The 12,179-nt window shown below is 35.2% G+C and carries 14 protein-coding genes; 2 read left to right on the forward strand and 12 right to left on the reverse strand.

Translation table 11 applies throughout. The features are described from left to right. Nucleotides 1-4 precede the first annotated feature (4 nt). Entirely contained in the window at nt 5-214 is a 210-nt protein-coding gene (gene kcuS / locus CHELV3228_RS06155; RefSeq protein WP_270973784.1) for a KCU-star family selenoprotein, read from the reverse strand. Beyond that, the gene (locus tag CHELV3228_RS06160) at nt 192-2,303 is read right to left on the reverse strand and encodes a carbon starvation CstA family protein (RefSeq protein WP_082200150.1); all 2,112 of its coding nucleotides are present in this window, start codon (nt 2,301-2,303) and stop codon (nt 192-194) included. The genes kcuS and CHELV3228_RS06160 overlap by 23 nt, the downstream gene beginning before the upstream one ends. 169 nt (nt 2,304-2,472) lie before the next feature. Between CHELV3228_RS06160 and CHELV3228_RS06165 the strand changes: the two genes are divergently transcribed. Then, nucleotides 2,473-3,069: an MBL fold metallo-hydrolase gene (locus CHELV3228_RS06165; RefSeq protein ID WP_082200151.1), complete on the forward strand. Its 597-nt coding sequence runs from the start codon at nt 2,473-2,475 to the stop codon at nt 3,067-3,069. Continuing rightward, nucleotides 3,069-3,368, forward strand: coding sequence for a hypothetical protein (locus CHELV3228_RS06170; RefSeq protein ID WP_082200152.1), 300 nt, complete (start codon nt 3,069-3,071; stop codon nt 3,366-3,368). The genes CHELV3228_RS06165 and CHELV3228_RS06170 overlap by 1 nt, the downstream gene beginning before the upstream one ends. Here CHELV3228_RS06170 and CHELV3228_RS10695 read toward each other — a convergent pair. From CHELV3228_RS10695 to CHELV3228_RS06220, 10 genes are read right to left on the reverse strand one after another with little or no spacing between them, the layout of a single operon-like run. Further along, the gene (locus CHELV3228_RS10695) at nt 3,355-3,978 is read right to left on the reverse strand and encodes a DUF2920 family protein (protein ID WP_082200153.1); all 624 of its coding nucleotides are present in this window, start codon (nt 3,976-3,978) and stop codon (nt 3,355-3,357) included. The genes CHELV3228_RS06170 and CHELV3228_RS10695 overlap by 14 nt on opposite strands. A 2-nt stretch (nt 3,979-3,980) precedes the next feature. Beyond that, entirely contained in the window at nt 3,981-4,547 is a 567-nt protein-coding gene (locus CHELV3228_RS10700; protein ID WP_082200154.1) for a DUF2920 family protein, read from the reverse strand. Then, nucleotides 4,537-5,772, reverse strand: coding sequence for a DUF2920 family protein (locus tag CHELV3228_RS06185; protein ID WP_082200155.1), 1,236 nt, complete (start codon nt 5,770-5,772; stop codon nt 4,537-4,539). The genes CHELV3228_RS10700 and CHELV3228_RS06185 overlap by 11 nt, the downstream gene beginning before the upstream one ends. Then, entirely contained in the window at nt 5,769-6,281 is a 513-nt protein-coding gene (locus CHELV3228_RS06190) for a prepilin-type N-terminal cleavage/methylation domain-containing protein (protein ID WP_082200156.1), read from the reverse strand. The genes CHELV3228_RS06185 and CHELV3228_RS06190 overlap by 4 nt, the downstream gene beginning before the upstream one ends. A 9-nt stretch (nt 6,282-6,290) precedes the next feature. After that, entirely contained in the window at nt 6,291-7,298 is a 1,008-nt protein-coding gene (gene tsaD / locus CHELV3228_RS06195) for a tRNA (adenosine(37)-N6)-threonylcarbamoyltransferase complex transferase subunit TsaD (protein ID WP_082200157.1), read from the reverse strand. Further along, the gene (pgp1, locus tag CHELV3228_RS06200; protein ID WP_082200158.1) at nt 7,295-8,683 is read right to left on the reverse strand and encodes a peptidoglycan D,L-carboxypeptidase Pgp1; all 1,389 of its coding nucleotides are present in this window, start codon (nt 8,681-8,683) and stop codon (nt 7,295-7,297) included. Before pgp1 ends, tsaD begins: the two co-directional genes overlap by 4 nt. Then, entirely contained in the window at nt 8,680-9,744 is a 1,065-nt protein-coding gene (dxr, locus tag CHELV3228_RS06205) for a 1-deoxy-D-xylulose-5-phosphate reductoisomerase (RefSeq protein WP_082200159.1), read from the reverse strand. The genes pgp1 and dxr overlap by 4 nt, the downstream gene beginning before the upstream one ends. Beyond that, nucleotides 9,741-10,469, reverse strand: a complete 729-nt coding sequence (locus tag CHELV3228_RS06210; RefSeq protein WP_082200160.1) for a phosphatidate cytidylyltransferase — start codon at nt 10,467-10,469, stop codon at nt 9,741-9,743. Before CHELV3228_RS06210 ends, dxr begins: the two co-directional genes overlap by 4 nt. 9 nt (nt 10,470-10,478) lie before the next feature. Beyond that, complete coding sequence (locus tag CHELV3228_RS06215; protein WP_082200161.1) at nt 10,479-10,856, reverse strand: hypothetical protein; 378 nt, start codon at nt 10,854-10,856, stop codon at nt 10,479-10,481. Between the two features lie 2 nt (nt 10,857-10,858). Continuing rightward, a complete protein-coding gene (locus tag CHELV3228_RS06220; RefSeq protein ID WP_082200162.1) occupies nt 10,859-12,169 on the reverse strand; it encodes an NFACT RNA binding domain-containing protein in 1,311 nt (436 codons plus the stop codon). Between the last annotated feature and the right edge of the window lie 10 nt (nt 12,170-12,179).

The following is a 12,179-nucleotide window of genomic DNA, read 5'->3' on the forward strand; positions in this document are numbered from 1 at the left end:
TTTATCAGCATTTATTTAAGCCGCCTTGATTATACTTTTTTTCAAGGCATTCTTTAAAAAACTCCCCCCTACTTTTGGGTGGAATTTCAGGGTGATTTTCTCGCATATGTTCTAAATACTTGTCATAACTTGAAAGCCCCACTAAGGGGTGAAAAAACCTTTCGGCTTTTCCATAATAAAACTTGATTTTCTTAAACAATTTGACTGCTATCAAGCTTCACATAAGGGCTTTCTTTGAGAGGAATTTTTATCTTACCTAAACAAATTCCTACACAAGAGATTATAACAAGTAAGGTTGTTATCATAAAGAACACACACAATACAGCGTTTAAGATATTTGCGAATTTAGCTTGAGTTGCGATAGAAATTTCTTTTTCCACCTTTGCCTTTTCCGCACTATCCGTTATGGTGGCTAATTTCGCCTCCAATGAAACAATCTTATCATCTTGAATTTTTGCTGTAGCGATATGACTAACAGCATTACCGACCTTATTTCCTTCTTCATAAGGCATTACTTTTTGAATTCCCCCATAAAGAGTTACAATCAAAACAAAAGTCGCTGGCACAAGGGTAACCCAAGTAAATTTCGCCTTACCCATTTTAACTAAAATCGCCGTCACCAAAAGTAAAGCCATACCCGCTAACATTTGATTGCTCACGCCAAATAAAGGCCAAAGCGTATAAATTCCACCCTTAGGGTCAATCGCCCCTTGATAAAGAAAATAACCCCAGCCCGCCACACTTAACGCTGTCGCAAAAATTCCAGCTGGAATGCTGTGGATATTACCCAAAGGCTTATAAACATTACCCAAAATATCCTGCACCATAAAACGACAAGCCCTAGTTCCCGCATCAACTGCCGTTAAGATAAATAAGGCTTCAAATAAAATGGCAAAATGATACCAAAATGCCATTAAATCCACTCCGCTAAATAGCTCGTGTAAAATCAAAGCCACGCCAATAGCAAAAGTCGGCGCACCACCTGTTCTTGAAAGTATGGTTTCCTCACCTATGCTTTTTGTTAAATTGATAATCTCTTCAGGACTAACGCTAAATCCCCAACTAGAGATAGTCGCTGCAACTCCCGCTATGTCCGTGCCTATTAGAGCAGAACTTGAATTGATAGCAAAGTAAATTCCCGGATGTAAGATACAAGCACAAATTAAAGCCATTATCGCCACTGCACTTTCCATAAGCATAGAGCCATAGCCCACAGCTAAAGCGTGTGTTTCATTTTCTAGCATTTTAGGGGTTGTGCCACTTGAAATCAAAGCGTGAAAGCCGCTAATCGCCCCACAAGCAATGGTAATAAACAAGAAAGGGAAAATAGCCCCAGCAAAAACAGGTCCGCTTCCATCAAAATACTGCGTATTTGCTTTAGGCATTTGCAAATCAGGAGCCACAGCAGCAATAGCCACCGCCATAATTACAATTACACCAATTTTTAAGAAAGTCGAAAGGTAATCCCTAGGTGCAAGTAAAAACCACACAGGCAAAACAGCCGCGACAAATCCATACACCATCATTACAATCGCTAAAGTTGGCGCATCAAGTGTAAAGATAGCCTTCCAATAAGCGTCTTCAGTTATCACGCTACCATAATGAATCGCCAAAATTAAAAGCACAAAACCTATAATAGAAGCTTCTCCTACTCTACCCGGACGCAAAAATCTCATATAAATTCCCATAAAAATCGCAATAGGAATCGTCATAGCAATGGTAAATAAGCCCCAAGGAGATTCAGCTAAAGCCTTTACAACAACCATAGCCAAAATGGCAATGATAATTAACATAATGCCAAAAATAGCCACCATAGCAACGCCACCTGTGAAATTTCCCATCTCATCTTTAATCATCTCTCCCAAAGAGCGTCCGTTACGCCTAGTAGAGATGAAAAGCACCACAAAATCATGCACAGCCCCAGCCAAAACACCTCCAACCAAAATCCAAAGCATTGAAGGCAAATAGCCCATTTGAGCCGCCAAAATAGGACCTACCAAAGGACCAGCACCCGCAATAGCAGCAAAATGATGTCCAAATAGCACAACTTTATTAGTAGGGACAAAATCGCGTCCATCATTTTGTGTAATCGCTGGAGTAGCACGGGTTTTATCAAGCTCTAGGACCTTATAAGCTACAAAACGCCCGTAAAATCTATATCCTATCATATAAATACACACTGCGGCAACAACTAAATAAATCGCCGAAACACTCTCGCCATTTTGCAAAGCCAAATAACCAAAACAAATAGCACCTAAAGCTGCTACAAAAAGCCACAAAATTTTTGTAGTAAGAGAATTCATACCTCTCCTTTCAAAACTTAAAATGCTTTATGATAGCAAAAAAGCCTAAAAAAAGATGAAGAAAAACCAAAAGCTTAAAATAAAGTAACAAAAAGTAACAAATTTACGCAGTATGAATTTTAATTTATAAGGAAAAAAGGCTATAATTTCAAACAAAAACGAGGGAAAAATGCAAATCTATAAACAAGCTTGTGGAGCTTATGAGACAAATTGTTACATTTTAAGCACAAAAAGAGGCGAATTTATCATCGACCCGGGTGTTAATGCTTTAGAATTTGTTAAAAACACCGCTAAAAATCCTCTAGCCATACTCAACACTCACGGGCATTTTGACCATATTTGGGATAATGCAGCCCTTAAAAAAGAATTTAATATCCCTCTTTATATCCATAAAAATGACGCTTTTTTTCTAAATGACCCCTTTCATCAAGGCTTTGAAAAAAGTGAAGCTGATGTTTTGATAGAAAATGAAGAAAATTTAGAGCTTTTTGACACTTCTTTCAAATTTCATTTTTTTCCCGGTCATACACCCGGATGCTGTATGATAGAAGTGGTTGGAGAGGGCGTGATGTTTAGCGGAGATTTTTTATTTTATAGGAGTATCGGTAGGTGGGATTTCCCCTATTCTAACGCCACTTTAATGAAGCAAAGTTTAGAGAAAGTTTTAAACTATAAAGAAAATTTCAAGCTTTTGCCCGGACACGGAGGAGAAACTATGCTTAAAGAAGAGCAAGAGCATTTGCCAACTTGGCTAAGGTATTTTTGATGAATTTAGACACCTTTTTGATTTATTATTTTGCTTTTTTAATCCTTTTTGGGCTTCTTGGCTTAAAATTTCAAAAAAAATCCCAATTTAATGACAAAAAATTCTACCGCCTCTGTCCGTGTAAAAAAATGGCTGAAAATGGCTCTTTGAGTATGATTTGTATGTATAGTGCTATGGGTGGATTTTTATATAGCGCGACTTCTTTAAGTTTTATCGGCTTTGTGAATTTAGAGCTTAATGCTCTTTTCGTGCTATCTTTGCTTTGTGCTTATGTGGGCTGGAGACTTAAAACGGAGTGATTTTAAGCTCATATTTATCTTTTGTATCTTTAAAAGTATAAATTTTATCATCACAAGGATAGCTTATAAGCTTTTTGCCCCTTTTAAAGCTCCTATCTTTAAGCTTTTCTAAAATAGCAGGAAGCTCTTTTTTAAACACTCTTTCATTTGAAATTCCATCGTGTTTTAAATTTCTTATCAGTCTGCCGTCAATCTCACTTTCATCTTTTATCAAATGTAAAGTCGCGTCAAACCCCAAATTTGCATAAGTTTTATATAGCCTTTCTTTATCTTCAGCCGTTTTAAATTCATCTTCTTTGCTATGATAACTAATAAAAATACATTCTTTATCACACGCACTTTGAATTTCTAAATGCTTAAGTTCTAAAAGATTTCTTATGCTAAAAGCCGCTTTAGTAAAATTCTCCTTCGTCCAAAAACTTTTCGTATGGCAAGAAATTTCTAAATTTGGCGTAATGCGATAAAACTCTTCCCCACTCTCTCTTATAAACATTTGCTCTCTTGGCAAAACAGAACAAGCTACATCAATGACACCTTGTGTGTAGTGTGGTGCGATTTTAGCGATTAAATGTGTGATTTGTGAGCCATAACACCCTCCGGCATATATCACAGCTAAATCACAAATCCCCCCCCCTCGTGAGTTTTAAATAAATGCTTTAGTGCGTTAATGTGGTCAAGTGCTGGCATTAAAAGATAATTTTGATACTCGTCATTTGGAGGCAAAATAGTATAACTAAGCCCCTTTAAAAGTGCATTTTGTGCGTAAATTCCTGCTTCTTTTTGCTTTTTCATCAAATCCTCTAGTAAAAAATAATAAGCATTGTGCGGTAAATTGGAATGATAAGGCAAATTTAATTTTTTAAGCACTTTTTTGACATTTTCCACATCTTCTTTTTCAATGCTATATTTAGCGCTATAAGCCTCCTCATTCGAAACCCTGCAACAAAATCCGTGATAAAATACATTCATAGCTAAAACACTAAATCGCGAAGCAAATTGTCGCCTCGTATAATCAAGCATTCTAGTATCTGTGCTAGAGCCAAACCCTCCCACAATCACAAAAATCGCCCTTATGGGCTTAGTTTCATCATAGCTTATGCGGTATTCTAATTTTGAATTTCTTTTAAGATTTAATTCCACATCATCACAAGAAGTGATGAAAAAACTTTTATCTATCATCAATTTGAAGCTTTATTTTGTGATTTTTCTCACTGAAAGTATAAACCAAATCATAGCAAACATAACGAATGCTTTTTTCACACGCCTTTTGACCCTGTTTTTTAATTTTCTCCAAAAGCGGAGGAAATTCTTTATTTATCAAAGCTTTAAAAGGAATTCCTAGTCCGTGTTCTAGACTTTTGATAAATTTACCATCAAGCTCACTTTCATCTTTTATCAAATGTAAAGTCGCGTCAAATTTAAACTTTTTTAAAAGCTCGAAAAGCTCAACTTTTTCGTTATAGGGAGCTAAAAAAGTATCTTGTTGAGAGTGATAACTCACAAAAATAATCTTAGAAGTTGCTTTGGCAAGAGTTTCTAAATGCGTAGGATTAAGGATATATCTTATATCACGGCGAGATTGTGAGAAAAAATAAGGGGAATTCGCCCTAGTCGTCCAAAAAGTTTTATCACTTAATAACAAATAAATTTCATCAATCTTCGCCCCACACGCACTATAAGCCTTAAAATCAAGCTCTTTACCAAAGCCTATCATACGCCAAGAAAACAGCCCGGAACCTGAATTATCAATCACTCCATCAATCACCCAAGGAGCTATCTTAGCACACATTAAAGCCAGATATCCCCCATAAGAATCTCCAGAAACCACTACACTCAAACTCCCCCCCCCTGTCTTAAAGGGCGGATTTTTCTTAATGTGCAAAATCGCGTTGATAATATCCATAGCAGGCATTATGCCCCAGTTTTGATACTCATCATTTTTAAGCTTTAAGCTAGAATGCACATACGCCGCATAATCTTTCGCTAAATACCCAGTTTGTTTTAAATTGTGAATATGCGTATTAAGATACGATAAAATTTCCCTTGGAGTGTTATTAGCAAAAGTTTCTTCATCTATCGCAACATTAAGGTCTGCACAAAGCTCGTAAATAATCTTTTTATCCATTTCATCAAAATATAACTCCGCACCGACTTGTGGGCGGTTGTGAATTCCAAAATAATTTGGAGCTATGAGGGCAATATTGTGCTTTTTTGCCAAATTTTCCATTATGAATTTTAAAAAATTGTCATTTGCATCGCTACCTGTGCCTTGTATCAGCACTAAAATAGCTTCGATTTCTTTTTCATCGTCATAGCATAACTTAAATTCAAGCTTCGTTTTTCTTTTGATATTTAGCTCCATATCATCTGTGGAGCTTATTTTAAGACTTTTAAAAACTATCATTTTGTGCCTAATAATAAATAGGTCTTATTCGCTAAGGCTTTAAAGCTTTCGCTTTGACTCAATGCCACACAAGCCTTATTTTTGGATTTACTGGTAAAATCAGCATTTGTTAAAACACTCTCATTTGCTCCATTTGCCACCGCTTTAATGGCATTTTTGACATTATCATTACTAGAAATTCCCATTAAAACAAAACTCACCCCTTGCATAAAAACAAATTCCACACATCTTTCATCATCGCCCACCTTAAAAGCCACATCGCTTAAATTCTGCGACAAATCCACTTCCTCCACGCCGCTAACATTGCTAATAAGCTTCGTATTTGCTAATTTATCGTTTTTAAGCGCATAAACGCTCACATCGTTAATGAAAGTTCTAAGATTATTCAAAGCCTTGCTAATCTCAGCCTCATCTTTACTTGAGCTAAGTTTTGGCAAAGCAATGGCTGCCAAAATTCCAAGTATGATAATTACAAAAACAAGTTCTAAAATCGTAAAAGCCTTTTTCATCATCTTCTCCTAAAGTCTTTCTAAATGCTTATTTTTAGGGCTTAAAATGTCCTCTTGTATCTTTACAAATTCATTTCTTTCATACGCACTAACCGCCGCTCTTGCTATCATTAAAGCATTATCGGCACAAAATTCAAGTGGGGCAAGTTTAAGTTCACAATCAAACTCCGCACAAAGTTTTTCTAAACGCTTTCTTAAATTTAAATTTGCACTCGCACCGCCGACAACCCCAAATTTCTTAAATGAGTGGATGGCAAAAATTTTTTTACATCTATTGATAATGTGTGAGCAAGCCGCCTCTTCAAAAGCATAAGCTATCTCACTTTTTATATTTTTGCCTAAATTTGTATGCTTTAAAATTTCGAGTCTTGTTTGATTTTTAAGCCCTGAAAATGAGAAATTTAATTCTTTAGAGCGTAGCATAGGCACAGAAAAGCACAAATTTCTATCCTTAGCTTGTTTTGCCAAATTTTCTATCACGCTCCCACCCGGATAGCCCAAATTCATCATTTTTGCGACTTTGTCAAAACTCTCACCAAAACTATCATCATTACTTTTAGCCAAAATTTCTAAAAAACCCTTTTCATCAACCTTTAAAACCATAGTATGTCCGCCACTTACTAGCAAAACACCCAAATCATACTCCTCTTTTTTGTCCAAAAAAAGAGAATAAATATGCCCTTTTAAATGATTGATAGCAATGAGTGGCAAATTAAGACTTAAAGCCAAACTTTTAGCCATAGCAATACCTCCAACCAAACTTACACTAAGTCCCGGTTCATTTGTAACTGCTATGGCACAAAGTTTGCTAAAATAGTCCTTACACTGCTGCAAAATTCTAGGCAAAGCCTCACTATGAAGCCTAGCAGCAAGCTCTGGCACAACTCCGCCATAATGCGAATGCTCTTTTTCTTGGGAAATTTTTTTATAAAAAAGGCATTTAAAACTATCTTTATCAATAATGGCTATGGAGCTATCATCACAAGAACTTTCTATAGCCAAAATGCAATTTTTCATTCAAATTCCACAAGCATAGAGCCTAAAAATTTATCTTTCCTCGCAGCCTCTTTAAGGGTATTGACATCTAGCATTTTTGCGTTTTTAATAATCTTATCTCCCTTTTTATACTCAAGAAGTTGCTGCAAATTTGCACCCCTTAATTCGTAAAATTCCACTCTATAAATTTTACCTGCATCGTCTAAGGCGTATTGAGGCTTCATTTTATTTTTAGTAACAACAACATTACTTTCATCTTTAGAATAATCAAATCCTATAACATTTACCCGCACATTTTGCATTTTTGGAATCATAAATTCCTTTTTAACCTTAAGCTTCGTCGCAAAAGGCACAGAAGTTTCATTTCCATCAACGATAAAATCAACCTCCTCAAAGGCATCGCTAAATTCTAAATACTCAGGATAAATACGACTTTGGAAACGATTTCCATACTGGATAAAGAAATGATTATCTTCCACTACAACGGCTGTAAGTTCATTACTCGTGCGGTAATTTAGTTCTTTATTAACAGGAAAAGGGATATAGCTCATACTTTTTCTAGGGTTTTTTAGATAAAGCAAAATTTTATCATCAAAGAGTTTTACCTCGATTTCTCTATTAATCGCCTCATACACACCCTCAGGACTTAGCTCAAAACTTCTTTTCCACTCAAGTCCAGCTGTTTTTAAATAATTTTCCACCGCCAAAAGATGATAATAAGCCCTTAAATGTACGGGTAAATTTTTACTCGCTTCATTTGCAAAAGCGGCTTTTTTGTTTGAAATCACAAAATAAGTCAAAGCTTTTAGCATTTCTGTATCGTTTAGCTCTTCTGTTTTGGTATTTTTAAGAAAATATTTGTGTTTAGGGTCAGCTAAAGAAGCATTGACACTTTCAACCGTTTGACGCGCGATATCTTCTAAATCTCTATACGCCGTAGCATTAATTTCTTTTGTATCTATCACGCTTGAATTTCCCCAACGCTTAGGATTTTTAAGAGAATCTTCATAAGTCGGTCTATAAAAGCCCCAACCATCGTGAAGATTAATCACCATACTCACTTCAGGCTTTAAAATAAGACTCTTTATCCTTTGCACTGTTTCATAATCTGGGTCCTTAGGATTTATCGACGCAAATTTGCGATTCAAATCCCCACTTACCCCCCTATTCCTTTTTATAATACTTTCAAAAGCTAAATTTGGCGCTACGATAATCTTACCCTTAGTGATGTTATAGTCGCTAAGAAGTAAGCTTGCCGCGTGAAAGCCTCCCGGCTCATCACCTTGCATACCGCCAAAAATCAAAATGGTATTGTTATTTTCATTGCTTACGCCATTTTCCCCTACACTAAATTCAAGCGCAAAAACACTAATAATAAAACTTAATAATACTGCTAAAATTTTCACAAATATTCCCTCACCTTTCTATCATACTCAAAAACCTCTTCAAGCTCTGTGATTGTAACTCCCTCAAAATGCTCCAAAGCCCTAAGAACACCCTTTGAAATATCTAAAAATTCACATTTTTGCTTTAAAAATCTCTCAACCATTACTTCATTTGCTGCATTGATAATTACCCCCAAACTTGGCTTTTCTAAAAAAATATTTTTAAGTGCAAAAAGCGGATATTTCTTTAAGCTAATTTTATGAAATTTTAAACTAGAAAGTTTAACAAAATCAAGCGGAGGTAAAATTTCAAGCTCGTGCGTATCAAAGATAGCCTCAGCAATCGCTAGTTTCATATCGGGTTTAGAAAAATAGGCACTCGTCGCACCATTTTGAAATTCACAAAGAGCGTGGAGCAAGGATTTAGGCTCTATAAAAGCATCAATTTCTTTTGTGGCAAAAAGATGATACGCCTCAATAATCTCAAAAAGCTTATTTGCCATCGTGGCACTATCTATGGTAATTTTCGCCCCCATAGACCAGTTAGGATGCTTTAAAGCATCGCTTAGCTTGACGCTTTTTAAATTCTTAATCTTAAATTTAAAAAACGCCCCACCACTCGCACAAATATAAAGCTTTTTAATATTTTGTCTCGCTTGTATCAAAGCGCTTAAAGCAGAATGCTCGCTATCGACTGGAATGATATTTGCCCCCTTTAAAAATTCCCCGGCAACGACCAAACTTTCTTTATTTGCTAAAGCGATTTTTTTATGAAGCTTATGCGCCTTTAAAGTGCTTTTAAGCCCCGCAAAACCTACAATGGCATTAAGTAAAAGAGTATCATCGCTTAATTCTAAAATTTTTTCAAGCCCTTCCTGCCCCACAAAAACATTTTTATGCTTTACCAAATGCCTGTCTTTTTGCTCTTTTATGCAAACAAATTCAGGCTTAAAACGCTCGATTTGCTCATTTAAAAGCTTTATATTACCTCCGCACGCTAAAGCACTCACACGCAATTTTTTTAAAGCGGCAAGTTTTAAAGCATTAACCCCTATACTTCCTGTACTACCAAAAACTATCATAAAAATACAACCACAGCAAAAGAAGCGATAATCACGGCATCAATTCTATCTAAAATGCCTCCGTGTCCGGGGATTAAATCTCCGCTATCTTTGACACCAGCTATCCTCTTAAAATAGCTCTCTATCAAATCGCCCATCACAGCCAAAATAGCTATAAAGAAACTAAGCAAAATCCAAAACCAAAATCCCCCAGCAATCGCACCAAATACTCCCCCCGCAACAACAGCACAAAGCACTCCGCCTATCACACCCTCTAAGGTTTTATTAGGACTTGTTTGTGAAAAAGGCGTTTTACCTAGCATTTTACCGATAAAATATGCCCCACTATCACAAAATACAACAACCAAAATCAACAAAAAAATTCCAAGCATACCCTCATTCAAATACACCTGCCAAAGTGCTAAAATAGGTAAGGTTGGATAAAGATAAATGAGGCTTAATTTTAAATTATCCGCCTTTTTATAAACCAAATATCCCACCACCAAAATCACAAGCAAAAGCCCATAAAGCAAGGCTTTTTCATAATAACTCCCCAGCAAAAAAGCTAAAAGTGCTGGGATAAAAGAAGCGTTTGGGAGATTAAAAAGTCTTTTTGCCTCATCAAAAGCAAGATAAAGCAAAACGCCAAATACAACTAAATTGACCCAATAAACATCAATCAAAGCGATGATAATAATAGCCGTCACCATCACAAGCCCTGAAATAATCCTCGTTACGCTAAACATCTATCTTCCTTAAATACTTATATCTATGTGGGGGAAATTTTGAGCTTTTTTAAACTGAGCGACATTTTCCTCGCTCAATTGCTCCAAATTTCCGTCCTCTTCACCGCTTTCTTCTTCGCTATTTTCCTCTTCCTCTTTACTTTCTTCCTCTTTTTCGCGTTTTTTCTTTTTTTCTTCCTCTTCGGCTTTTTCCTTAATCTCTTCATCGACCTCGTGGCTCTTAGCAACCTTTTCTAGTTTCTCTATCGCCTTTTCTTTTTCCATAAATTCACTTAAATTAACATTTGCAGCAAAGCCCTCTTTGGCAAGTTCATTACTCATTTGTGTCGCAGGATAAGCCATATTTTGATTGATGTAATTCATATTTCCTATGGGACTTACTGGCATTTTCACTCCTTTAAAACGCTAAGGGTTTTATAATTTGTATAATTAACAAAAGCCTTTTCTTTCACTTTTACAAAATTTCTTGTAGTATAATCGACCAAAACGCTCCCGGGATTTAGTTTTGAAAAACTCACACAAAGCTTTGCGGCGAATTCTAGCACCTCTTGGCTAATGTTTTGTTTATTGTGAATGATGAAAGTATGAGAGCTAGGCACATCTTTAATATGTAGCCACACATCGTTTTTTTTAGTATTTTTTAGCAAATATTCATTACCCTTTTCATTTTTACCAACACAAATTTTAAAATCTTTAAAATAAAAACTCGCCACGCCAAGTTCATTTTCGTCTTTTTTCGTAACTTCTTTTTTGCTTTTTTTAGGTAGCAAAATTTCAAGCTCAAACAAACTTTCGCTTTTTTCGATTAAATGCTTTAAATTGTCTAAAAATTCTAATTTCTCTTTTAAATTTTCCCTTTGTATGCAAATATTTTTAGCCTTTTGTTTGAGTTTTTTTGCCATTTTATAAAAAGCATTTGCGCTTTGCTTAGGGCTGTTTTCAAGCACAAATTCCACTCTTTCGCCCTCAAAATCCAAAAGGCTAAAATTTCTTTCATAATCTTTCAAAACACTCAAATTTGCAAACAAAATATCCGCTCTTTTGCTTAAATTCTTTGCCTCTAAAATCAAATTCTCTTCAACTTCTAAATTTTTTAAATTATCTTTTAGTTTTGTCATTTTGTTTTCCAAAAGAGTTAATTTTGAATTTTTATATTGCGAAAGTTTCTTGCTGTATAAAATACGGAATTTTTCTTCAAAATAAAGCTGAAAATCCTCAATTTTGACAAAATTTTCGTCCATTTTAAAAGGTTTTAAATTAAGAAGCATTAAATTAGGTTTAACCTGACGATAACTTTTATCAATATGCCTTAAAGCCTCCAAAATCAAGCCTTTAGAATCCGTTATAATCACATTAGTATTTTTGCCAGTAAATTCAAAATAAATCAAACTCTCATAACTTTTATACGACTTTTTAAGCTCCACCTTAATGCGTAAAACGCGATTATTCTCCAAAACCTTTAGCTCTTTAATGAATGAATTTGTAAAGTATTTTTTAAGAGCAAAATCAAAAGGGGCATTATAATCTTTCATCTGCAAATTAGCACGATAAATCCCACTCTCATTTTTGTTTAAGTCAAAGATATAAATTTGCCTATCAAAACTAAGGCACAAAACATTATCATTTATCCTCTTAACAAAATCAAGTTTTCTATATTGTTTTAAAAAATCACAAATTTGCACTAACTCTGTATATTTCATACCAAATTAT

Source organism: Campylobacter helveticus, from assembly GCF_002080395.1.
In the GTDB taxonomy this organism is placed as follows: Bacteria; Campylobacterota; Campylobacteria; order Campylobacterales; family Campylobacteraceae; genus Campylobacter_D; species Campylobacter_D helveticus.

Bases quoted from the DNA above. Each gene is read 5' to 3' on its own strand.
- CHELV3228_RS06160 (WP_082200150.1), bottom strand. From the start codon at position 2,303: ATGAATTCTCTTACTACAAAAATTTTGTGGCTTTTTGTAGCAGCTTTA.
- CHELV3228_RS06165 (WP_082200151.1), top strand. From the start codon at position 2,473: ATGCAAATCTATAAACAAGCTTGTGGAGCTTATGAGACAAATTGTTAC.
- CHELV3228_RS06185 (WP_082200155.1), bottom strand. From the start codon at position 5,772: ATGATAGTTTTTAAAAGTCTTAAAATAAGCTCCACAGATGATATGGAG.
- CHELV3228_RS06215 (WP_082200161.1), bottom strand. From the start codon at position 10,856: ATGCCAGTAAGTCCCATAGGAAATATGAATTACATCAATCAAAATATG.
- tsaD (WP_082200157.1), bottom strand. From the start codon at position 7,298: ATGAAAAATTGCATTTTGGCTATAGAAAGTTCTTGTGATGATAGCTCC.
- dxr (WP_082200159.1), bottom strand. From the start codon at position 9,744: ATGATAGTTTTTGGTAGTACAGGAAGTATAGGGGTTAATGCTTTAAAA.
- CHELV3228_RS06220 (WP_082200162.1), bottom strand. From the start codon at position 12,169: ATGAAATATACAGAGTTAGTGCAAATTTGTGATTTTTTAAAACAATAT.
- CHELV3228_RS10700 (WP_082200154.1), bottom strand. From the start codon at position 4,547: ATGATAGATAAAAGTTTTTTCATCACTTCTTGTGATGATGTGGAATTA.
- CHELV3228_RS06190 (WP_082200156.1), bottom strand. From the start codon at position 6,281: ATGAAAAAGGCTTTTACGATTTTAGAACTTGTTTTTGTAATTATCATA.
- CHELV3228_RS06210 (WP_082200160.1), bottom strand. From the start codon at position 10,469: ATGTTTAGCGTAACGAGGATTATTTCAGGGCTTGTGATGGTGACGGCT.
- CHELV3228_RS06170 (WP_082200152.1), top strand. From the start codon at position 3,069: ATGAATTTAGACACCTTTTTGATTTATTATTTTGCTTTTTTAATCCTT.